Genomic DNA, 25180 nt, shown 5'->3' with positions numbered 1-25180 from the left:
CAAGATGTTTCTTAACAATTTGTAAACATGTGGTACAAAAAAAAAGAATTGAACAAATGGGATTAACCAAAAAGACAGGTGCCAAACAAAAAAAATCCCTATCTCATTTAAGAAATAGGGACTTGTAAATTTTATAAGTGTATGATTATTAATCGATCAACCCAAAAGCTCTAGGCAGCCATAAGGAAAGTTCCGGCACATAGGTAAGGATCAACAATACGGTAGTCATTGCTGCCAAAAGGGGCAGTAATGGCTTTATAACTTTTGTTACAGGTACCTTGGCAACACCACTACCTACAAAAAGTAAAGTACCTACTGGAGGGGTACATACCCCTATACACAAATTGAGAACGATTACCATTCCAAATTGTACCGGGTGCATCCCCAATGCCATAACTACAGGCAAAAATATAGGTGTAAAGATAAGTACCGCTGGGGTCATATCCATAAACGTGCCTACCACAAGCAAGGTGATATTTATAAAAAGAAGTACCAATAATGGATTTTTTACAGATTCCAAAAGGAAGCCCGTTAATGACTGCGGAATAGACTCGAACGAGAACAACCAGGACATAGCCATAGATGTTGAAATCAGGAACATTACAATGGCCGTTGTTTTGGCACTGCGGAGTAGTATTGGCCTAAAATCGGCAAACTTAAGCTCCTTATTCACAAATCCGAGTAAAACTGCATAAACTACAGCAATGGCAGCTGCTTCCGTGGCGGTAAAAATTCCTGCCACAATTCCACCAACTACAATAACCAACAAGGTTAAACTTAAAATGGCATTCTTGAAATCGTGGAACAGCTTTTTAAAACTTACCCTTTCTTCCTTTGGCAAACCTTTTTTTCTGGCGTAAAAATATACCATCAGCATTATGGCAAGTCCAACCAAAATCCCTGGAATATAACCCGCAATAAACAATGCCGCTACCGAAGCCGTACCTCCACTGGCCAAGGCAAAAATTATCAATACGTTACTAGGCGGAATTAAAAGACCAGTGGTTGATGAGCTAATATTTACGGCAGCACTAAATTCCCTGGGGTAACCGTCTTTCGCCATCTTTTCCGTAAGTGTACTCCCAATGGCCGATGCTGCAGCAATAGCCGAACCTGAAATTGCCCCGAACAACATGGCGGAAATAATATTAACATATGCCAATCCTCCAGGCAAACTTCCTATTAGCGATTTTGCAAAATCGATCAAACGATTGGCAATACCCCCACGGTTCATAATTTCCCCAGCCAGGATAAAGAAAGGAATGGCCAATAGTGCAAAATTATCGATACCCGTTGTCATTCTCTGACTAACCGTGGTAGTAGCGGGCATATAGGCTATATTGATCAATAAGGTAATCGTTGTAGATATTCCAATGGCATATGCCACAGGCACCCCATAGGCCAACAAGCCCATAAAACTAATAAACAATACTAGGATACTTATGGTTTCAATACTCATTGTTGTTGGCGTTAAAGGTTATTTTAATGTGATATATGGAAAAGAAAATGATCATAAGACCACAAATAGGTACAATAGCGTAAACATAGCCAAGTGGCACCAGTAAAGCAGGGGATAACTGCCCCAACTTTAAGGTGGTGTACACCAAATTACCTCCGCCGATAACCATAATAACCAAGGCAAAAACAGCCATCACTACCTGTATTATCCTATGTCTCCTTTTTTGTTTGTCCGCCGGAAGCTTAGACAATAAAAAATCCATGGAAAGATGTCCTTCCTTTTGTCCATTGATATAAGCGGCACCCAAGACCGTTAACCAGATCAATGAAAATCTGGCAAACTCCTCCGTAAAGGAGCTGGATTGACCCACTACATATCTGGAAACTACCTGCCAAACCACGTCCAGTACCAATAAACTAAATATTAGTACCAACAATCCTTCAATGGCCTTATTCAATATTCTGTACGTCGTATGCATTATTGATTGTTAATTTGGTCGATTATTTTCTTCATTTTTGGATCCTTCTTCAATTCCTCCAAAATAGGCTTGGTCTTTTCTACGAAGGGACTTTTATCAGGATTATAAATCTGCACATTGGCCTTTTCCAAGATCTCCATTCCTTCCTCTACGGTTTCCTGCCAATATATTTTTTGTTTTTTTACGCTGTCGTCCGCCGCATCCTGTAACCAACCCTTTTCTATATCGCTCAAGGTATCCCAAAACTTGGTACCTACCACAACAACATCTGGTACCATACTGTGTTGGTCCAGGGTATAAAATTTACATACTTCGTAGTGATTGGAGGTCACAAATGAAGGAACATTGTTCTCCGCACCATCTACCACCCGTTGTTGCAAGGCGGTATATAGTTCACCATAGGCCATGGGAGTGGCGGAGCCACCTAGGTCGTTTACCATATTAACGGCCATTTGGTCGTTCATTACCCTAATCTTTTTACCCTTTAAATCCTCTGGTGTCTTTATAAAACCGTCCAAGGTATAGAAGCTTCTACTACCAGCATCGTAAAAACATAGGCCACGTAGCAAATATTCACTGCCCCCTTCCAGGAGTTCCTTTCCTATAGGTCCTTCCAATACCCCAAACATATGTTCACTGTCCCTAAACAAATAAGGAACTCCCAATACCCTATATTCCGGTGAAAAACTGGACATGGAGGCCGCACTTACCTTGGTCATGGCCACACTGCCTATCTGCAACAACTCCAAGACCTCCCTTTCTGTACCCAACTGGCCATCGGGAAATATCTTGATCTGCAACTTACCTCCCGATTTTTCATGAAGAGCCTCTTGCATGGCCAATATGCCTTTATGGACCGGATGGGTTATTGGTAGGGAGTGGGCAAAGAATAAGGTTTTATGATCTGTAATATCTGAACAAGAATATAAGCCCAAACATGCCAAAACACCAATCGCAATAACTACTTTTCTCATTAGGGGTTTATAAACTTGCATATACATTTTTTAATTTGGACGTTAACGTTAACGCAATTGTCTTTTATATTTTATTTCCAAAGCCTAAAAATACTCTTTTTTTAAACTTTAGCAACAATTCCTTACAATTCTAGCCAAATAATTGCGTCTTCCTTAATTATCTCCTCTTCATTTTAAATTTTCACTATGTAGCTTCTATAAGCATTTCCCTGATGCCTTTTTCCAACCCATAAAGCTCTGCCATTCCGATGGCTCTCCCAATAAGGGAATATCCAGAGTAGAACTCATCTTTTCTTTCTTTATCATCCAACAAAACATGTCCGTGATCTGGCCTGATAGGAATGGCCACTTCTCCAAATCCGCTTTCATGTCTCCTTAGTTGCTCCTTAACAATCTCCAGCATTATCTTGGGCATAGGCAGGGACCCATCCAAATGGGCAGCCTCATAAAAACTACCGTCTTCTTCCCTAGACACATTTCTTAGATGTAAAAAATGAATTTGAGGTCCAAAATCCCTAATAATCTTTAGAAGGTCATTGGAAGCTACTGCTCCCAAAGAACCTGAACAAAAGGTTAATCCGTTACTTGGGGAAGGAAAACAATCCAGGATATATTTTAAATCCTCATAGGTAGAAGCAATACGGGGAATACCAAAAACAGGAAATGGTGGGTCATCTGGATGCAGGGCCATTTTTACACCCAACTTTTCGGCCTCGGGAATAACCGCTTTTAAAAAATATGCCAGATTTTCCCTAAGGACCGATTTTTCAATCTTACTGACTTCTTCAAGGGTGGACCTAAAATCGGAAAGGGGAATGGCCACCTTGGAACCAGGCATCCCTGCCAAGACAGCATTTTTTAGTAGCTCACGTCCCTTTTGGCCCAACGCATTATAATACTTTTCGGCCTTATTGACCATTTCATCTCCATAGACCTCAGCTGCCCTATCCCTTTGCAAGATGTACAAATCAAATACAGCAATAGCCACAGGGTCGTACAATAAACTTATAGCCCCGGTTGGAAGTACAAAATTTAAATGGGTACGGGTCCAATCTATCAATTGCATAAAGTTATAGCAGACCACCTTAATATTGTTCTCTGCCAAATTCTTAAGGGTCTCAATATAATTATGAATGTAGATGTCCCTTTCGGGCAAACCGTATTTAATAGCCTTATGGATATTAACACTTTCCACTACGGACCATTCCAAGCCATTGGACTCTATTTCCTTTTGGACACCCCTTATAACTTCAGTAGACCAAACCTCTCCAATGGGCACTTGGTGGCATGCCGTGACTACGCCCTCCACACCTAGCTCCTTTATATCCTTTAGGGACACTCCAAAACTGGGCCCGAACCACCTAAGTGTCCTTTTTAAATATTGCATGGACTATACTCCGGAAAATGAACTGAATCCGCCGTCGATATCATAAATGGTACCAGTTACAAATGAAGATGCATCACTTAGCAGATAATGTACCATTCCATTGAGTTCGGAGGCATCCCCAAAACGTCCCATAGGGGTATTGGTAATAATTTTTTCTCCCCTGTCCGTAAAGGATCCATCTTCATTGGTCAACAGTCTTCTATTCTGATTTCCGATGAAAAATCCTGGTGCAATGGCGTTAACCCTTATCTTGTCACTAAACTTGGACGCCAGTTCATTGGCCATCCATTTGGTGAAAATATCCACTCCTGCCTTGGCCATGGAATAGCCCAACACTCGTGAAATAGTCTGTTTGGCCGCCATGGAAGATATATTTACTATGGATCCAAAACCTTGTTTGGCCATAATTTCACTTAACACTATAGTTGGAATTACAGTACCGAACAAATTTATATCCACTACTTTTTGGGTATCTCCCAGCTCAATATCGTAAATCGTCTGATCTGGTTTTAAAGTAGCCCCAGGAATGTTTCCTCCTGCCAAATTTACCAGTCCGTCCAACTTCTTAAACTTGGTGATTATAGAATTCTTCAATTCGGTTAATTGCTTTTCGTCCATCACATCCAAAACGAACAAATGCGCACTGTTGGAAGCAATTGCATTCAATTCCTTACACTTTTCCTCCAGCTTATCCAAAGACCTGCCCAAAAGCAATACCTTGGCTCCATTTTCTACAAGATACTTGGCAATTGACCCTCCTAAAGTTCCAGTTGCTCCGGATAGGGCATAAATTTTATTTTCAATCGAAAAAAGTTCACTCATCAATTCTATTTTTTATAATTCTATTTTAACAAAACCCAAATATAACACAAGGGCACAATAATAAACATAATATCCAATATTTACCCTTGGCCAATTGCGCAAAGATTTGCCTAGTTCAGCCAATACCTTTACGTCTTAATGAAAATTTCAGGGTCTTATTTTTTAGCCATTTTATAACCTTCAATGGTTGTGTAATACTTGGTAATCATATTGGGCACCTCCCAAGTGGGCAATTTACCCTCTTCCAAATACCGTAAATAATTTTGGGTTACTTGGGCAAAATGTGCCTCATGACCAATTTTAAATTCATCGGGAATATTGATTTTCCACATATCCTCTGACACTTTTTCTGCTTTAGTTCCCGCAAATTTCGAGTTTATATGCAGTTCTATTGCCTCGGCTATGATATTATCAAAATTTTCCCCACCCTTGGATTTAATATATAAGGTAGGCTTATAATTTTCTTCCGCCCCCTGTTTAATGATAAGGTCACTTTTAGTTCCCCTCATAATACTATAATGGGTATCCCCTGTTCCTTCGGGCGCTTCATAATTCCATATCACAGAAACCTTGGCATACTTCCCCTTAATTTTATACAACATTTCCCCATTGCAGTACACCTTAAGTTTATCGCCATCCAAATCCTTTTTAAGGTAATCCGGGTAAGTCTCCAAACCGGTAACCCTTTTAAACTCTTCCAACGTCAAGATTGTTGGCCAACGCTTTGCATGAACCATTTCTATGTCCGAGCGGTTAATAATCTCGTCCGGGAAAAGCTCCCATTGCACTAAATCCACCAAATGGGTAGTTACATCTACAATTCCTTCACCCTCTTCATTCACATCAAAGAACCATGCCGGTCTCACCAATGGCTGTCCTGAAACGTACTTGAAAAAATGATGCACACTTTCCTTAATAATGGCCGGTTCCTCAGGGCTTCCTTCCAGCGCTTGGCCAAATACATCGGGCAACATGGAAAACTGCCTTTGCATTCCAGTAGTAACCTCAAAACGCTCGGTCATAATATCGTAGATCATGACCCCCTTTTCCTCTGCTATTTTGAAGGCCTCCTCCAGTTTTTGGAAACCTTCCGGATTTATCACCAACGGCTTATCCGCATAAACGTTCAACCCAGCTTTTACTGCGGCCAAAATATAATCTATCTTTTTGGAGTTCTTACCGGCAACTACCATGACATTGCCAGGTTTTTGGGCAATCATTTTTTCCAAATAATCATCCCCGAAATAACTATTCACCTTCCAATGGGTAGGGTTTTCCGACCTTGAATTGTAGGCTTCAATTTTGTTCAAAAAATCGTTTACCTCCGGCCCTTCGGGAGCAAAAACATAAATGGTGGAATCTACTGCATTATACATTGTTTTTTGAACCAAGGCGGCATGAAAATGCCCTGGATCCAAAGTCATTAAACTTACCTTGTCAGGAGCACTATCAGCAGTTGCTTTCACTTCTTCTTTTTTTTGACCACAGCTAAGAAATAATACCAAAAGAAAGGTCGATACACTATATTTCATTTATTGATTTTTTTTATGAATAATGACAAACCCCTCCTTGGCTCAAGTTATTTTGACCAAAGGAGGGATTATTTTTACATCATTCAATATACAACATGTTTACTAAATTTTCACAAAGTCGGTCCCGTAAGGTTTTCTCTGCTCCCTGTGCAACATGGCGTTGGCTTCGTCATCATTAATAAACATCTCTTTCTCGTTGTCCCACTCCAATTTTCTATCGAATTGCATGGCAATATCACTAATCAGACAAGTTACACAGGCCTTATGCCCTTTTTCAATGGGTGAAATAGGTGCCTTACGTGTTTTAATGCAATCCAACCAGTTCCCGTGCTGATCATCGATCTTCTCCAAATTGATCTCATTCTCACCAATTACCGATTCCAATATTTTAGGATCGGAGGCATTAAGGGCTTTACTGCTCTTTTCCTGATCTACCGGATCCGAAGCAGAAGCCGTATAAGCACCTCGGGATACAAAGATCCAACCATCGGTACCTTCATAACGTATTCCATTGGTATAACCGCCACTGGTATAGACCGTAATTCCGTTGTCATATTCGTGTTTTACAAAGAAATCGCCATGTACATTCCACAGACCCGATTTCGGGAATTCTGCCAAAGCCTCTACAGATTTTGGCCCTGTTAGTTCGGTGTCCATTCCCCATGCCGCTGAATCATAATGGTGTTGTCCCCACCCTGTGATCATTCCTGCACCGTAACTTCTTAGGCGAAGCCACCCCGGCCTACTATAACCCTGTTGCGGGTGCACACCAATTTCGGTATAAGGCACCTCTGGAGTTGACCCCAACCACATATCAAAATTTAAGTTTTTAGGTACCGGCATTGCAGGTGCTTCCGGTCCGGCAGGATCTCCTGGAAGTCCGATCTTAACCGTATGTATTTTACCAATACGACCATTTCTGACCAGCTCGGCAGCCACCCGAAATTGGGGCATGGCTCTTTGCTGTGTTCCAACTTGAAGTATAACGCCCGTTTTTTGAACGGCGGCACGCAACTGTTGACCTTCCCTCACGGTTAGCGATGTAGGTTTTTGCAGGTATATATCCTTTCCAGCCAATGCCGCTTCCATTGCCGGCTGGGAATGCCAGTGGTCAGGGGTACTGATAACCACGGCATCTATGTCCTTATTGAGTAACATTTCACGATAGTCATCGTAGATTTTGGTATTCATGTATTTATCCTTCCCCGTTTTCTCCTTGTAGAACTTATCCACCAAAACCTTAGCATCGGCTGCCCTATTGGAATCTAGATCACATACGGCAACATAACGGGATTGGTCGAACCTGATGGTATCGTGAATATCATGGTCGCGGGCAATACGTCCACAACCAATTTGCCCAATATTAATCTTATTGCTCGGTGCGTTCTTGCCAAATACACTTGCAGGAACTATAGTTGGAAATCCAACTACGGCTGCAGTGGTCAATAGGGAGTTATTAATGAATTTTCTTCTTTGCATCTTTTTTGATTTTAATTTAATTCACAAATTATTTGGTTGAAAACACGGGTATTCCCCCCTGTCCCCATATTTAATTATTAACAATTCTGGGCATCTCCGCAAAACTCTTCCAATAAGATTCCGCTTCCTCAGCCGTAAGTTCGCCATCAAAAACCACCATCCTATATTTTAGACTGTAGTCTGTATTGGGCTCAATTTTCCATTCCTCATGACGTATCGGGCAAAATTCGAAAAACATATCTCCCCTGCCCCCATTTCCATCAATGGGCCATATACGCATTGGCTCTGGGTGGGACCTATTTTCCGGATAACTTAAAAACAAAACACCATTGGTTCCCTTACCATCTGCAGACTCCCCGGTTACCATACACCAGCGGGCGTTGGTACCATCTGCGGTAAGGCGATCGTTGCCTTCCGAAGTAAGCACCGTACAATTATCCTTATGCCACCGTTCCGTAAAACGCATTCCTAAACCTCCTCCATAACGATAGGCTTCAAAAAGAATACCGTTCTTTAAGGGGGAAGAAAAATTAGATGTGTAATCTACCATATACCTATCCGGGCGATCCAAGTCCCACACCTTAACGTCCAAATCTTCGTTCAAGGCTATTCGGTTATCCTCGGAAGCTTTCAAATTAATATGTTCTTGACGGGCATTGAAACCTCCATATACGACTCCAGAATAAGTATCATTAAAATCCTTAAAAAGGACCGTCCCTTGTCGTTCCACCAAATTCCAAAAGTCGACGCGTTCCCCCTCAATCCGGGTATGTGTCCACGGCCCCCATATGCCATAATGATGGTAATGGTCCGGAGGTTGAATTCGGCTAAGGGTATCTCCCGAGGGAGAAAGCAAAGGATGGAGGTATCCGGATTTCCGAAAGATGGAATCCACACCTTCTGGAGGATAGGTCATTCCATATCTATAGGTTAGCAACGGAACGGAACCTTTCAACAATTGAAGGTTTCCATTGCTTTTATCCGTTTTCACTCCTTCCGAGCCCTGGGTTTTAACCACTTCCTTTACTATTTCATAAGAACTGCTATTGTTGGGCGAATGAACAAACCATAGTTTATTTTGACCCTTGTCAAATTGAAAAGGTATCTGTTTGCCATTATTCTTCAAAGCCAAATTACTTTGGTCGCCCACATCTCCCAACCCTAAAGTATCAACTTTTAAAGAAATTGGAGAGGCTTGAGTAATTCCATCCTTCTCGGCTATTTCAAACTTATACGCTTCTTTGTTATTACATGAAAATAACAACATTAAAATATAACCAAGAAATACATACTTCATTTAAATAGGTTTAAAGGATGGAATTTACAAAAAACTAATTAACTCAATTCTTCTAATATTATTCAGGGATAGTGGTCAGTGGTGGAATATTATTTTCCGCTCCGGGATATCCTTCGTTTTGATTTATTATCCCTTGTGTATTGGCATTAATTGCCGAAGCAGGGATTGGCCACAACACATGATAAGGACTCATGGTATATTCATCACCGTGAATAGTTTTCACACCCTTATTGTAAAAGTCGGTAACCTCCATTATTCGGTCATACCAAAAATTATCGGTAGAGAAATTATCCAAACTATAGGTCTTACCATTGTATGCTGCTTTACCCGTCTTAGCAAAAATATAGGCAATGCGTGTGAGTTCAGTTTTCCTACCTTCCTCATAATACAATTCACGTGCACGCTCATCCAAGATATAAGCTATATCCACATCGGTAGCAGTAATTTCATCTGCCTCCGCCCTTCTTCTCACAACATTGATATCATCTGCCGCAGCACCTAAATTTCCTTTCCAGAAGTAAGCCTCGGCCCTTAACAAATATGTTTCCGCAACCCTATATACATACCAATCGCCGTGACCTCCTGCTGGTTTTACATTTAAAGGATCTGGAACAAAAAATTTATAATGTGGAAAGCCATACCAATTCCTTATAGTATCTGAACAAAGTGGAGTTCCATTGGGCAAATAAAGCTCCAAATTCTTTCCATAATAAGAGTTTCCAGAACTTTGTAGACTAGGTGCATTGTACACTAAATCTTCCATATCGTACCAATTACCCAACTTATGCCGTTGGTCATTATTTGCATCTTTCCAAATCTCTTTGGTACTATAATGTGTACCCCTATTTCTACCAATACCCCTACCTATTGCCGTAACTTGATCAATATCTATCCCTGGGGCATCGGACATACCATTCTGGCCATCCGGAGTGTTAATAAAGCGCCACCAAAGTGGAACTGCTTGTCTTTGAATACTGGTGCCACCTGCATAGTCACCGTTGTCCTCATAACCCAACCTATCTATAACAACCAATATTCCCTCAGTGTTACCCGGAATACTTTTGTTTTCCACTCGATGTAAATCCCAAGTTACATCCTTTGCTGCATTACCTGCATCAATGCCAAACCTATCCGTGGTAAGTGCATGTGTACCCCCATTGATTATTTGGGTAGAGGAAGTAATAGCGGCATCGAAATCACCAAGAGCAAGGTTAACTTTTGTCAGTAGATGCAAAACTGCATCTTTATTAATATCACCGTTGTTGGCAACTGCGTTCACCATAGGAACCGCTAGATTGAGGTCCTCCTGCATTTTTTTTAGGATGGTCTCTCTAGCTGTGGTAACAAAATCCAAGCGTGCCGAGGTAATCTCTTCCAATATTAAGGGAACATCCCCAAACTGCTGTGTCAACCTATAATACCTATAAGCTCTATGAAACAAAGCACGACCCAAAATATCATTTTTTTGCGCATCACTTTCAAACTCTGCGTCATCCAATCTTCCAATAACGGTATTGGCATATTTAATTCCTTTATAGAATTCCTCCCAAAACCATCCTATTCGGTTAAAGTTGGCACTATTCAAGTTCGCATCTGGCAAAATCAATAGATTTAAGTCCTGGGCAGGACCTGATTTATCCGTTGTTCCTTCCACTGAAACCTCAGAAAAGATATTCTCTGTAATCATTGGTGCACCATCTCCATAAAACTCTGCTCTTAAATTTCTCATAGCCTGTGACAAAAGGCTATTTAATCCTTCCGGCGTATTTAGGGCATTACTTGGAGTGAAGAACGATTGTGGATCTGCATCCAAGAATTCTTCCTCACAGCCCGTAAAGGCAAAGGCCACAATTAGGGTAAAGCTTAAAAAGGCTTTTCTATAGTTGTATATAATATTTCTCATCGTTATATTTTTTTTATTAAAGACTTAAATCAATTCCAAAGGTGAAAAACCTAGGTGTAGGCAAACTTGGATCAGTACTTCCATTGGAATTTCTTCCGTCTATGTTGGTTGGCTCTGGATCGTAAAAGTCCCAATGAGGTGCATAAACCGCAACATTTCTAGCGTTGGCATATAATCTAAGACTCTGCAAAGACAATTTTTCAAGAAGGGGTTTTGGAAATCTATAAGCAATGGTAATATTACTTAAACGTATAAATGAAGCATCTCTCCAAATGGCAAAATTAGAACTACCATCACTTGAAAACAATCTTGCATAATCGTTAATTGGATTATCCGGTGTCCAAAACGGGGTTTGAATGGAGTTGGTCCTATCTATAAATCCGTTTCTGTTTTTTGCTTCATTAAACACTCTTTTCTGACCCCAATTGGAATAAACCTCAAAGGAAAAATCAAAATTCTTTAGCATCGTGAATCTATTGGACATCGCCCAACTGAAACGCGGTGATCTATGTCCCTGGAAAACATTATCATCCACGGTAAAATCCCCACTGTTATCAACATCATTTATTTTCCAATCACCTGGAAAAACGCCATACTCAGCAGCTTGGGCAGCTTCATTGGTCTGCCAGATACCTATGGCTTCCTGACCCCAAATAACATCAGTGGCCTGTCCTATAAAACGCTGATTTGTAATGTCATCCAATTCATTTCCATTTTCATCAAGATCTCCATATAATTTCCTGATTTTGTTCCTGTTCAAAGAGAAATTAAAACTGGTATTCCATTGGAAATTCTCCCTGTTATAATTTTGGGTGGCCAAGGTAAATTCGAGACCTTTATTTTCTATTTCTCCCAAATTGGTAGTTACATTGTTAAAACCAATAATATTGGGCAACTCCCTGGTAACTATAAGATCATTGGTAATATTTTGGTAAGCCTCAATAGAACCTTCCACCACTCCGTTGGCCAAACTAAAATCCAACCCTAAATTGGTAGCCTTGGTACGCTCCCATCTAAGCTCTGTATTTTCCTGGGTTCCATTGTCGAATGTAGGCACGGTAATAACATTGCCTCCGGCATCCACGTTTAAATATTTGTTTGCACCAAGTCTAGATAATGCAGTAAACCTTCCAATATCCCTATTCCCGTTTTCCCCATAAGACAATCTAAGTTTTAGGAAATTAACAAATTCCGAATTAAAAAAAGATTCATTGGAAATGGTCCAAGCACCTGCTATGGAAGGAAAATATGCTCGCTTATTGTTGGTTCCAAAGGCCGAGTAACCATCCCTACGCATGGTCATCGTTAAAAGGTAGCGGGAATCGTAATTATAGTTCAATCTCGTCATTACTGCATCGCCCGTACTTGTTTCATCCTCACTATCCACTGTTTGCACGGTACCCAATTCCAAGGCACTATAGCCCAAGGCATCACTAGGCTCAAATGTATTGGCTCTGGCACGGGTGAAATAACTTTGATATTTTTCCCCATACACCAAAAACATTAAATTAAAGGAGTGCTTATCTATAGTCTTGTCCCAACGTAAAATGTTATCCAACTGCCATTCGTTAATCTTGGTCACCTGTCTTTCAGCAGAACCTACTACGTTTTGTGGGCTAGCTGCAGATGCATGATTGTAATATTCCCGAAATTCCAAACGATTGGTATACCCTACCTCATAGGAGAAACCCAATGGCAATTTTAATTTGGCATACACCCTAGAATTAAAGGTATGGTCCAAGTCTATACGATCATTAAACTTTTGAGCCAAAAATGCGTTAACTGCACCCGCCCCGTTATCGTCCTGAGGACTTAAGCGTATATTGCCTTCATCATCGAATTCCGAACCCCAAGGAGAAGATCTTTCTATTTGACCACGGTCTGCGGCAATAAAACCTTCATTACGTTTTGCAAATTGGGTATTCATTCCAACAGTCAGCCAATCGGTGATCTTAGCATCCAAATTTAATCGCGATCGCAATGCCTCAAACTTTTCTCCGTTAATTATACCTTCATTGGAGGTTCTACCAATGGACCAATAATAATTTAACCCACCGTTTCTTCCGGAGATACTGGTATTGATATCATTTCGAAAACCTTTCTGCATTATCCTATCGTACCAATTGATACTATTTCCGGCCAAATAATTTTCTATTTCTACATCCTGAAAACCAATTCTGTTCAACCAGGCCCTAGTGGGGTCTCCAGCAGATCCATCATAGGCCAACCATTGATCCAAGGTTACACCAGATGGCAAGTTGTTGGGATCATCATATCTTCCCGGATTATCTATAGTATTCTGTGGATTGATACTTTTGAATACTTCAGTTCTCCAGTTCACATACCCTTGTGCATCATATGGTCGCTCCTTATAGGCATCTGAGGCCATTCCCACACTAGTATTGATATTAATGGTAGGCTTATCACTGGTCCCTCTTTTTGTGGTCACCAAAATAACACCACTTGCCCCCCTTGCTCCATAAACGGCGGCAGAACTGGCATCTTTCATCACATCAAGCTTATCGATATCCGAAGGAGCAATATCGGATAGGTCACCATTATAGATCATTCCATCTACCACTATCAAAGGACTTGAACCCGCACTAAGACTATTGTTACCACGGATTCGGATTTGACTAGTACCTTTAGGGGAGGCAGAAAGCCCAATACTAAGACCAGCCACATTCCCTCTCAACACGTCTGTCACTGAGTTGGTAGATTGGTCGGAAAGTGCGGCTGCATCAACTTGTGAAATAGCCCCTGTTAGATCCTTTTTCTTAACTGCACCATAACCAACTAGAACTACCTCATCCAAGGTAGACGCAGTAGATTGCATAGTAACATTAATTTGATCGTTACCATTAATCGGTATTTGCTGCTCTTCAAAACCAATATAACTAATAGTTAAGGTGGCATTTTGGCTGGCTACCTCAAAACTAAAATTTCCATCAAAATCAGAAACCACCCCATTGGTTGTTCCTTTTTCAATAATGGATGCTCCAGGCAGAGGAACACCGAACTCATCTACTACAGTTCCCGAAACGGTAAAACCATCTTGTCCATAAGCGGACATTGATAATAATGTACAGAGAAACGTTAGAAGTAATAACGTCCTGCACCTAACTTTTTTAATTAAATTTTTCATACATAAATGTTTAAAGTTGGTTAGTTATTGAATATTAGTCATGGCTGCAAACCCAAATCATGATTACATTCCTGACAAATCTAAATAATTGCAACTTATTACGCAACCGATTGCGTTAATATTTTAATGTTTTTAAATCAAAAAAATACTTTTTGTGCAATTAATACCAATATATATACGTAAATATGTATTTATTATGGTTAATTCATGATTTGAATTAAATAATTATATATTATTCGTATTATTGTTGCAGAGTTTGTGCAACAATTAATAATATGGACAAGAGAATAACCATTTACGATCTGGCAAAAACGCTGGGTGTTTCGGCCGGAACCGTAAGCAGGAGTCTAAACGACCATCCATCCATAAGCCAAAAAACCAAGGATCGTGTAATTTCAAAAGCCAATGAACTGGGCTACAAAACCAATAAATTTGCAGTAAACCTCAGCAAACAGAAGTCCAATACCATTGGAGTCATTGTCCCCAAGCTCAATTCTATTTTCATGTCCACCGTTCTTGCGGGGATTGAAAAAATAGCCAATGAGGCCGGCTATAATTTGATTATAAGTCAGTCTTTGGAATCTATGGAAAAAGAAAAGTTAAATGCAAAAACGCTCTACGATAGTGGAGTTGATGCCCTTTTGGTATCCTTGGCCTACGACACTACCGACTTTGATCATTTTGCAAATTACATCAGAAACAAAATACCACTTATCTTTATTGATAGGGTGCACAATTTGCCCAATTGTTCCACCATAATAATAGATAACAAATTGGCCGGATTTGAGGCTACAGAGCATTTGATAACACAGGGCTGCAAAAATCTTCTGTATATTAGCGGCAATCTAAAACGTAACGTTTATTCCGAGCGACTGAAAGGATTTAAAGAAGCTATGGCCAAACACAATTTAAAATTTGACAAGGCCAATTTACTGGAATCCGATCTTGGCCCAAGTAGTGTTAAAGATGTGATTGCGCATATCAAAAATAATGACATACCCATTGATGGACTGTTCGTAGCCAACGACACTTTTGCCGCTCATTGTATTAAAGAATTAAAAAAAGAGAATTATAAAATTCCCGGTGATATTAAAATAATTGGATTTAATAATGACCCTATCTCGGAATTGGTCACCCCTACCCTTAGTACTATAAATTACCCAGGTTACGAATTAGGGGTTTTGGCCGGACAAAGCGTTATAAGCCATTTAAACGGGGGCATAGATTTGCATCCTGCAAATTCCATTACCCTAAGGCATAAATTGATCATAAGAGAATCTACACTTTAATAAATATCTAAAATGAACAAAACAGTTTACTCATTAATTACATTCCTTTTTGTTGGAACAATTTTCGCCCAAAGCATAGAAGAATTACCAATAAATGACCAATGGCTCGCCAAGATAGAATCTTTGGCTCCATCCGCACCGAGGGTAAAGGCGGAAGTAAAGAAAATATTGGTTTTTTCACAGCATACCGGATTCTACCATTGGACCATTCCACATAATGACGAAATGCTGAAAATATTGGCTAGAAAATCGGGAGCATTTGAGATTACCATTGCCCACGACATAGATAGTTTTGATAAAAAAAACCTAAAGCAATACGATGCCATAATTTTAAACAATTCCAATCCGGCCGGACCTAAACGTGACTTGTTCTGGGACCTATTAAAGAAGAACACTACCTTGAATGACAACACCATAGCAAAAATGGCGGCAGAATATGAAAAGAATTTAATGGATTATGTTGCAAAGGGCGGTGGTTTAATGATCATGCACGGTGCTATCACTGTTCAAAACAATTCCAAGGAATTCAGCAAAATGACCGGGGGCAGCTTTGACTACCATCCAAAACAACAAGAAATGCACCTAAAGGAGGTTAATGCTAATCACCCGATGGTACAGGCCTTTAAAGGGAAGGGCTTTACCCACGTGGATGAACCCTATTTTTTCAACAATGCCTATTCGGACTACAACTTTAGACCTTTACTGTATATAGAAGCTGACAAATTGGAAGGTGTACGTAAAGAAGTTACGGACAACACCATCTACGTGTCCTGGATAAAACGACATGGCAAAGGCAGGGTATTCTATAGCTCCCCTTCACATAACGCACAGAGCATGGACAATCCGGAATTGCTTCAGTTCTTTTTGGACGGTATGCAATACGTAGTGGGCGACCTAAAATGCGATGATAGCCCTATAGGAAAACCTTGACCCAAACTCTTATCAATATTATAACATCAATAAAAAATGCGCATCTTAAAAGGATGCGCATTTTTTGTTTCTAGCTAAAAGTAGTAGCATTAAACAATCACTTCTAAAAGGTCTTATTTATTAAAATCGAAAAAGTTTTTGGCGTTGTAATAGGATATATCGGACACAATTTTTCCTAACAACTTTTCATCTGCCGGCAACTCACTATTTACCACATCCTTACCTATTAAGTTACACAAGATCCTTCTAAAATATTCGTGTCTTGGAAAGGATAAAAAGCTCCTAGAATCGGTCAACATTCCCACAAAACAGCTTAAAAGCCCCATATTGGACAACGTGTTCATTTGTTTTTCCATTCCGTCTTTCTGATCTAGAAACCACCATCCCGAACCGAACTGCACCTTTCCTTTAACGCTTCCGTCATTAAAATTACCTACCATGGTAGCTATGACTTCATTATCGGCAGGGTTAAGGTTATAGATTATAGTTTTTGCCAATTGATCCGTTCCATCCAATTCATTTAAGAAACCGCTCAATGCACGTGCCTGTGAAAAATCACCTATGGAATCGAACCCGGTATCAGGGCCCAATTTGGACAATAGCCTTTTGTTATTGTCCCTAATAGCGCCAATATGGAATTGTTGCACCCAGCCTTTTTTATGATAACTCCTTCCCAAAAACAACAACACCTGTGCCTTAAAGTATTGGACCTCCTCCTCAGAAATAGCCTTCCCTTCCATTACTTTTTTAAATATACTCTCGGCAATAAAGGTACCTTCCCTGAAATAATACAATTGTTCCAACCCATGATCGGCCAGCCTACCTCCCTGTGCATGAAAATAGTCGATTCGGTTTTCCAAAGCTGCCAACAAATCGTTGTACGATGTAATACTAATATTGGCGGCCTGACCCAATTTTTCCATGTAAGCAACATAGGCACTCCCCTGCTCTATGGCAAATGTCTTATCCGGGCGAAAGGTTGGAAAAACTTTTGGCGAAATCCCTTTTTGCTTGATGCTCTTATGAAATTGAAGGGAGTCTATAGATTCATCCGTAGTACATAAAGACTCCACTTTTTGTTGTTGCAACAATCCAACGGTATTGTGCGATGTTTGCTGTAGTATTGCCGAACAACGCTCATATATTTCCTCCGCATTATCAGGCCCCAACAATTCCTGCACCCCAAAATAGCGCTGCAGCTCCAAATGAGTCCAGTGGTACAATGGGTTTCTTACCGTATAAGGTACAGTTTCGGCCCATTTAAGAAATTTTTCTTTGTCCGTAGCATTACCGGTTATAAAGTGTTCATCTATCCCAAAAGCACGCATGGCACGCCATTTATAATGATCTCCCGCCAACCAAGCTTGACTTATATTTTCAAAAACCCGGTTCCCATCAATTTCTAGGGGAGGTAAATGATTGTGATAATCAATTATGGGCAATTCCTTTGCATAATTGTGATATAAGGTTTTAGCAAAATCGCTCTGCAAAAGAAAATCATCATTTATAAAAGTCTTCATCTTACTACCGTAATTTAATTTTAATTCTTAATCTACCTGCTTTATCCTAGAATAGGGATAAACTATCCTTAATTATTTTCCGATCTGCTCGTATAATTCCTTTTCGGTATATTCCATACCGTCTTTTGATTTGACTCCCCTAAGTTCCTTTATTTTTTCCGGTTTTAAACCCTTAGGGTTAACAGAAAATGCATTGGTCACATAGGATATTATATCCGAGATGTCCTTATCGGACAGATTCTTATTATACTTAAGGCCTGGCATTTGATGGTTCTCATCATACAATTCCCCTTTAATTTTCAGGGGACCTTTTAGGCCGTGAAGAATAATAAGCCCCAATTGTTCCAAATGTGTAGAAATATACTCAGACCCCACAAGTGGTGGTGCCAATCCGTGGATACCTTCCCCACTGGACGAATGGCAAGAGGCACATATTTGACGGAACAGGATGGCTCCATTGGTCCTGGAATCCGCTCTTGCAATTTTTGTTGAATAAATATAATTAGGTTTGTCGTTTCCTTTACGCTCAACGCTTTCAGTTGTTAGACTGGCAAGGTTCGAATCCTTTAGGTTTACAAGATCTCCAAGTTGGGAGTCAAGAGCCGTAAGGACATCTTCCGATCCACTAACAATGGCTTCCTGATATATTTTATTATCACTGTATTTATTCGACAAATCATAAATAAAAGAGAAAAACACTTCCTGATCGTACTTGGCCCAAATCCCCATTGTTGTTGAAAGGTACAAATCCAGCATGGGCTCATTCCTTTTCAATAGTTCGGCAAAAAGAACTTTTGCTTTGGGAACATTTTTTTCAGAAGCATATTCCTCCAAAAGGACAATAGCATGAGATGCAGCTTCAGGGCCACCATTTTGAGCCAACTCTTGTAGGAAGTCGAAAGAAAGGGCATTAAGGCCTTTTAAGACATAGAGAGCGTGCAATTGGGCCAATGGACTAGTATTGTCCAAAGCCATTTTTTTGAGTTCAGGCAAAACACTTTTGTCCTTATTTTGAATCAAATATTGCTGAACCCTATCACGTATCCAACCGTTGGAGTCCTTCAGCAACACTAACATTTGGGATGCAGATAAAGTCTCCAGGTCAGGAATTTCCCGTGCCGGCTTATCCTTACTCCGAACCCTTAATATCCTTCCATAATCCAATATGGTATCCAATTTTTTCTCGGCCGATATTTTCTTTAAATAAGGGCTCAAAAATGCATAATGCTGAATTACACCCCGGTGCATATCCACAACATACATATTCCCATCCGGCCCAGTGGATAAATTTACTGGCCGGAAACCTTCGTCCGTAGAGGCTAAAAACTCTTTTCCCTGCCAGGCTTGTTTGGCCTCAACACGATCTCCGTAAAAGGATAGGATATTTCTTTTTATCAAATTGGCCTCAGGTACGCAAACAAAGACATTTTGATCATAATCAGCTGGGAACATTCCTCCCCTGTAGACCAATGGTCCGCAGGCCGCCGTAACATTAACCAATAGACTATCCTGGTCTAAAACCCCCTCTTCATATCCCCTATTCACTGAGGCAGCATGAAGCGGATAAACACGTTGATCTTTGGTCAAGGTTTCATCAACACCTTTTCTTGGAACAAAATATTTATTGCGGACCAACCTATTGGGCAGTATATGATCGCCCAATAATTGGGTGGAATTATTATTGTAATAAAGCCTTCCAAAATTATCATGGGAAATACCCCACTGCCCTCTCTGGGTAGTAGGTTCCTTATACCACACCCGATCTTTACGTTGGTATCTGAAATTAGATTTGGCATTGTAGATCCAGTTGTCCAAATTCATCATTAAACCATTTGGCTGATGTTCAGGATTTCCTACGGTTGCATAAAGGGAATCTACCAACACTCTGTTTACTGGTTTATCATTCTCAATTTCAACAAACCAAAGATTAGGTGATTCTGCATAAAGCAACCCACCATAAACAAGGGCCAAAGCCCTTGGCATAACCAAACTATCCAAAAAGGTTTTGGCATGGTCCATAATTCCGTCCTCGTCAAGATCCTCAAGGATTTTAATAGATCCACTAGGCAAATCTTCCCCATCACCTTCTAAATTGACCATAAATCCAGCCATTTCAGCTACCCAAATCCGTCCCTTAGAATCGAAATCTATGGCGACCGGTGCTGTCAAAAGGGGTTCGGACGCCACCATCTCCAGTTCAAAACCCTCTTCCACCCTATAATCCTCAAGGGAAATTTGAGGTTCCTGGTAAGATGGTTTACATGAAATAACGATAAGCGAAAGAGAAAGGAAAAAACAAAATGATAATCTCATTAATATTGGAGGTTTGTATTCTGACATTTTGACAAGGCCACTAAATTAATACAGAGGCATTTAAAATACTAATGGATTAATATATATTTGGCAAAAAACAGACTATCCGAACAATACTTTATGATATTTGGAGAATATTAGGGTTATAACACCTAAGTTCCAAGGCCAAAGTTAACGGCATGCAAAGTGCGCCATGCCTATTAATAGTGCAGCAAAACTATAAAATTGAAAACACAAGGAAACCCTACCCTTCAATTTCTTGGGCCAATTCCTTGATCTTTACATCTGTCAAGGGCTTGGCTATAAAACCATTGACCATGTCATATTTTTTGGCGCGCTCCATATCCCTAGAATCTACAGATGAGCTTAAAATATATATCCTAATCTCCCTTTCCCGGGATATTTTACCAAACTCATCCAAAAACTCCCATCCGTCCATTATGGGCATGTTCAAATCCAAAAAAATAACCTCGGGCAACCCTTCTTCCGATTCAATCAGAGGTGTTATTACATCCAAAGCTTCTTTCCCATTTTGACAAACAAGAAAATCTGAAGCGAAACTATTATTCCTTAAAAGTATTTTAGAACCAAAAATAAAAATAGGATCATCATCAATGATGCATACTGTATTAATCGTCATTCCTGTAAATATTGTTTATTCATGCATTTATAAAATGCATTTCTTGTTATCCTATAGAATTTGTTGGTTACTAATATAATTTATTTTTCCCAAATAGGACCTCTAATGTTTATTAACAAATTGTTTAAAGTATACAAAACAGCTTTATATCCTATTAAAATCACTAACCGCAAGATTATACACTATAAAGCAATTCGAAAATATGCGGTGAATTTGGTACCCTTATTTAACTCACTTTCTACCTCGATCTTACCTCCCATAGCTTCGATCTGATTCTTACTGATAAAGAGTCCGATGCCACGTGCTTCCGGGTGACTGTGAAATGTTTTGTACATGCCGAAAAGCTTGGAGCCATGCCGGTCCAAATCGATCCCAAGGCCATTATCCTCAAAACTTAAAAAAGCATATTCCCCTTTTACTCCACTGGAAATTTTCAACTCCGGCAGTCTTTCTGGAGATCTATATTTTATAGCGTTGGTAATCATATTTAGAATAATACTCTCCAAATAGGCATGTACTGCCATTACATTAATATCGGCTGCAACCTCCAAATAGATTTTAGCACCGTTTTTCTTAACCAATGGATCAACAGTCTTCATGGCTTTCTGAACCCTTTTTAATAGGTTTTGAGAGGTTAAGGTTGAACTCACCTGAGAATTTATCTCCACAATCTCACTAAGCTGATGAATAGTTTCGTTCATATTATCCGAAACGACCTTAATATTACGGCAGTATTCATTTTCAAGTACTTTGGGATCATCTTGCAATGCCAGATCCAAGAGCATGGAAATATTACTGGTATGCGATCTTAAGTTATGGGAAACGATATGTGCAAAATTCGTAAGGCGGTTGTTGTGCTCGGTTAGATTTTCGGTCATTTGTTTTTTATCAGAAATATCTTGGATTTGGGCCACGAAATGCATGAGTTCACCCCTGTCACTCTTTACAGCAGCTACTGCCTCAAAAATCCAAATATAACTTCCGTTCCTATGCCTGCAGCGCTTCTCCATTTTAAATCCACTATTTGTAGCAACGGTCCTTTCAAACATTACTTTAGCGGTTTCCACATCCTCTGGGTGCACAAAATCCGATATTGATTTTTCAAGAATCTCCTCTTCCCCATAACCCAATATCTCACAGATTTTTGGATTGGCCTTTCGCAATCTTCCCTCTAAATCTATGACAACCATTCCTATGGCTGCATGCTCAAAAGTTGTTCTAAACATTTCCTCACTAAAAGCAAGCTCCAATTTTAATCGCTTTTCATGGTCAATATCCTGCATAAGCCCAGATATCCGGATGCATTTCCCATCTTTAAATTCTGGCACTCCGATATTACGTGTCCAAAATATTCCTTTTGACTTACTTAAAATTTCAACTTCAAAATCGAAACTTTTGCCCTCCACTACCGCCAAATGCATAATTTTCGCAATTCGATCCTGGTCCTTTTTAAGGGCGTAATTGGCAATTGAGAATTCCAGATTATGTGGTTTATAGTTATCGGCCTCCAACATTTTTATGAGATTCTCACTCCAGGTCACCTTATTCTCCTGAGGTAAATATACCCATGAACCTATCTTCCCTATTTCATGGGAACGCTCCAAGAGGTTTTTATTTTCTATAAGTAGTAATTCGCTTTTCTTACGATCGGTAATGTCCTCAACCTGGGACAATAGGTGTATATATTCCCCCTTATCGTTTTTAATGGCTGATAAAGAGTGATTAACCCAAATAATATCACCATTCTTATGAATAAACCGCTTTTCTACACTGAAAGAGTCCCTTTTCTGGTCCAATACCTCGAACATTAAGGCCTGGGATTTTGCGTAATCGTCTGGATAAGTAATATTTACCAAGGTTAGTTTGCGCAATTCTGCCTCAGAATAGCCAATAATACGGCTAAGACTGCGGTTGGATTTCTGTAGGTTCCCATTTAAATCGATAAAGGCCATACCGTGCTGGGCATGTTCAAAGGTTTGCCTCATTTCCTCTTCCTTGACGGCTAAATCCTTTGTGGCCCTTGTCTTTTCGTCAATATCCTGAAAAAAACCATATAATCTGGTACATACCCCATCCACCATTTCCGGAATTCCTATCGTTCTGGACCAAAATATCCTTTGGGAAGTAGTAACCACCTTTAGTTCAAGATCAAATCCCTCTCCCTGTTCAACGGCCCTTCTTAAAGCCTCTATTAGGATTTCCCTATGCTCCCCTTCCTGAAAAAAAGGATAAACTTCCTCTAAAGTTGGTTTATAATCTTCTGGAACCCCTACCATACTTTTTATGGTAGGACTCCAATAAACATTATTTGTACCCAAATCAAGCTCCCAAATTCCTATACGCACTGCATCGTTGATGCGCTGCATTACCTGGGCATTATGGGCCAGCAACAATTCATTTTGCTTACGCTCCGTAATATCCTGCACTTGGGAAACATAATGTATTACCTGCCCTTGATCGTTATGAATAGCAGACATAGATATGTTGGCCCAAATAACAGTACCGTCTTTATGTATAAACCTGTGATCTAATTTTATATTTTTATGCTTGCCCTGAAATAATTCTTCTATATACTTTCTGTTCAATTTTAAGTCCTCGGGATGCGCCATGTCAGCAAGGTCTAACTTTTGCATTTCTTCCTCTGTGTAACCGAAAATATTACATAAACTTTTGTTTGCCCTTAATAATTTATTTTCATTATTTACTAAGGCCATACCCATGGCAGAATGATTAAAGGTTTGCCTAAACTGCTCCTCCCGAAATCTAATCTCCAATTGGACTTTTTTAATTTCATCAATATCCTGGATAAGTCCGTACAACTTTGCTCGCTCATTGCCCCTATGTTCGGAGACCCCTATTACCCTCACCCATTTTAAGTGACCGTTTTGCGTTTTTAGTTGTAATTGCTCATCAAACTCCATGGGCTCTGTAAGCGCCTTATCCACAATTAACTTTAAACGATCCCTATGCTCGCCTTCAATATAAAAATCCAATCCTTTTTCCAGTGTTGGACTAAATTCCTCGGATACCCCGTGAATTTGATTGGCAACCTTACTCCAAAAAACAGTTTCTTCCTCTTGATCAACTTCCCAATATCCGATTTTTGCTGCTTCACTTGACCGTTCAAAGAGATTCTTGTACTTCTCCAACAAAATTTCATTGACTTTACGATTACTTATATCGTAATGTATGCCCGAAACGACTTCAGGAAGGCCATCTGCACCGTATTTAGTTACCTCTCCACGACTTAGCACCCAAACCCAATGCCCCATTTTATGTTGCATTCTAAATTCTACCTCGTAAATACCACTTTCTTTAACATGATTTTCCAAGGAAATATCTATCTTCTCTATATCTTCTGGATGAACCATATTTAAAAAGGTACCATAGGTTAATGGTTCCAGCTCGGCCAAGCTATATCCGAACATATCTGCCCATCTTTCATTACATATAACGTTACCTGTGACAAGATTACCTTCCCAGACCCCTATATTGGCGCCCTTAATTACATTTTCGTAATAATCCTTGTTGATCTGTAATTGTTTTTCGCTCTCCATGTACCTATCTATACATAGGGCTGCACCAATAAGACCTTGGCAATCTTGGGATTCGTCAGCAACCAGGCTGCCCCTGAGGTTTAACCAAATATAATGTCCGTCCACATGGCTGAATCTTACATCTATGTTCAGTGGTTTATTCTGGGAATTGGTTATAAGGCCTTGGCAAGCACTTTGGACCCGATCTAAATCCCCTACATGAACCAAGGATAAAAAATCTATTTCAATGGCAGCATTTGAGCCTGAGGTATAACCGAGCAATTGGGAAAATTTACTACTGATAAAGCTCCTTTCAGGATTCGCTAAATTCCAGCACCATAAACCATCCATTAAACTTTCTCCTGCAAAATTGAAAAAATCATCTTCCTTTTTTAATAGATCGTTAAATGTATTTTTTAGTGCAGTAATGTTGTTTTTTGGCATAAAATACTCCTTAAAATAAAACGTGCATTCCC

The 25180-nt window shown here is 39.9% G+C and carries 16 protein-coding genes; 2 read left to right on the top strand and 14 right to left on the bottom strand.

Annotated features, from left to right (window positions below; all coding sequences use genetic code 11):
- Nucleotides 1–148: 148 nt before the first annotated feature.
- From MWU82_RS06095 to MWU82_RS06050, 10 genes are all read right to left on the bottom strand, one after another.
- A complete protein-coding gene (locus MWU82_RS06095; RefSeq protein WP_215947294.1) occupies nucleotides 149–1459 on the bottom strand; it encodes a TRAP transporter large permease in 1311 nt (436 codons plus the stop codon).
- Entirely contained in the window at nucleotides 1449–1937 is a 489-nt protein-coding gene (locus MWU82_RS06090) for a TRAP transporter small permease (RefSeq protein WP_215947293.1), read from the bottom strand. Before MWU82_RS06090 ends, MWU82_RS06095 begins: the two co-directional genes overlap by 11 nt.
- Entirely contained in the window at nucleotides 1937–2911 is a 975-nt protein-coding gene (locus MWU82_RS06085; protein WP_215947292.1) for a TRAP transporter substrate-binding protein, read from the bottom strand. Before MWU82_RS06085 ends, MWU82_RS06090 begins: the two co-directional genes overlap by 1 nt.
- A 184-nt stretch (nucleotides 2912–3095) precedes the next feature.
- Complete coding sequence (gene uxuA, locus MWU82_RS06080; protein ID WP_247095662.1) at nucleotides 3096–4298, bottom strand: mannonate dehydratase; 1203 nt, start codon at nucleotides 4296–4298, stop codon at nucleotides 3096–3098.
- Nucleotides 4299–4301: 3 nt separating this feature from the next.
- A complete protein-coding gene (locus MWU82_RS06075; protein ID WP_215947290.1) occupies nucleotides 4302–5120 on the bottom strand; it encodes an SDR family oxidoreductase in 819 nt (272 codons plus the stop codon).
- A 155-nt stretch (nucleotides 5121–5275) separates the two neighbouring features.
- Nucleotides 5276–6652 carry a putative oxidoreductase C-terminal domain-containing protein gene (locus MWU82_RS06070; protein ID WP_247095660.1) on the bottom strand — a complete coding sequence of 459 codons (1377 nt, stop codon included), beginning with the start codon at nucleotides 6650–6652 and terminating at the stop codon, nucleotides 5276–5278.
- Between the two features lie 102 nt (nucleotides 6653–6754).
- Entirely contained in the window at nucleotides 6755–8131 is a 1377-nt protein-coding gene (locus MWU82_RS06065; RefSeq protein ID WP_247095659.1) for a Gfo/Idh/MocA family oxidoreductase, read from the bottom strand.
- Between the two features lie 70 nt (nucleotides 8132–8201).
- Complete coding sequence (locus MWU82_RS06060) at nucleotides 8202–9428, bottom strand: PmoA family protein (protein ID WP_247095657.1); 1227 nt, start codon at nucleotides 9426–9428, stop codon at nucleotides 8202–8204.
- Between the two features lie 58 nt (nucleotides 9429–9486).
- Complete coding sequence (locus MWU82_RS06055; protein ID WP_215947286.1) at nucleotides 9487–11331, bottom strand: RagB/SusD family nutrient uptake outer membrane protein; 1845 nt, start codon at nucleotides 11329–11331, stop codon at nucleotides 9487–9489.
- A gap of 16 nt (nucleotides 11332–11347) precedes the next feature.
- Nucleotides 11348–14476 carry a SusC/RagA family TonB-linked outer membrane protein gene (locus tag MWU82_RS06050; protein WP_247095656.1) on the bottom strand — a complete coding sequence of 1043 codons (3129 nt, stop codon included), beginning with the start codon at nucleotides 14474–14476 and terminating at the stop codon, nucleotides 11348–11350.
- A 275-nt stretch (nucleotides 14477–14751) separates the two neighbouring features.
- On the opposite strand from MWU82_RS06050, the gene MWU82_RS06045 reads away from it, so the two are divergent.
- Both MWU82_RS06045 and MWU82_RS06040 read left to right on the top strand, forming a co-directional pair.
- Entirely contained in the window at nucleotides 14752–15765 is a 1014-nt protein-coding gene (locus tag MWU82_RS06045; protein ID WP_247095655.1) for a LacI family DNA-binding transcriptional regulator, read from the top strand.
- A 12-nt stretch (nucleotides 15766–15777) separates the two neighbouring features.
- Nucleotides 15778–16695 carry a ThuA domain-containing protein gene (locus MWU82_RS06040; protein WP_247095653.1) on the top strand — a complete coding sequence of 306 codons (918 nt, stop codon included), beginning with the start codon at nucleotides 15778–15780 and terminating at the stop codon, nucleotides 16693–16695.
- Between the two features lie 113 nt (nucleotides 16696–16808).
- Here the strand turns inward: MWU82_RS06040 and uxaC are convergent, their stop codons facing one another.
- The 4 genes from uxaC to MWU82_RS06020 form a co-directional block, all read right to left on the bottom strand.
- Nucleotides 16809–18215, bottom strand: a complete 1407-nt coding sequence (gene uxaC / locus MWU82_RS06035) for a glucuronate isomerase (protein ID WP_247095652.1) — start codon at nucleotides 18213–18215, stop codon at nucleotides 16809–16811.
- A 72-nt stretch (nucleotides 18216–18287) separates the two neighbouring features.
- Nucleotides 18288–20528: a c-type cytochrome gene (locus tag MWU82_RS06030; RefSeq protein ID WP_247095650.1), complete on the bottom strand. Its 2241-nt coding sequence runs from the start codon at nucleotides 20526–20528 to the stop codon at nucleotides 18288–18290.
- A gap of 244 nt (nucleotides 20529–20772) precedes the next feature.
- Nucleotides 20773–21168 (bottom strand): response regulator, encoded by a 396-nt coding sequence (locus MWU82_RS06025; RefSeq protein WP_215947280.1) that lies wholly within the window; start codon nucleotides 21166–21168, stop codon nucleotides 20773–20775.
- Nucleotides 21169–21350: 182 nt separating this feature from the next.
- Nucleotides 21351–25148, bottom strand: coding sequence for a PAS domain S-box protein (locus MWU82_RS06020; protein ID WP_247095648.1), 3798 nt, complete (start codon nucleotides 25146–25148; stop codon nucleotides 21351–21353).
- Nucleotides 25149–25180: the final 32 nt, after the last annotated feature.

The organism is Arenibacter sp. S6351L, from assembly GCF_023016025.1.
Lineage (GTDB): Bacteria > Bacteroidota > Bacteroidia > Flavobacteriales > Flavobacteriaceae > Arenibacter > Arenibacter algicola_B.
Note: the sequence above shows the minus strand (reverse complement) of the source record. Positions and strands in the feature narration are given on the sequence as shown.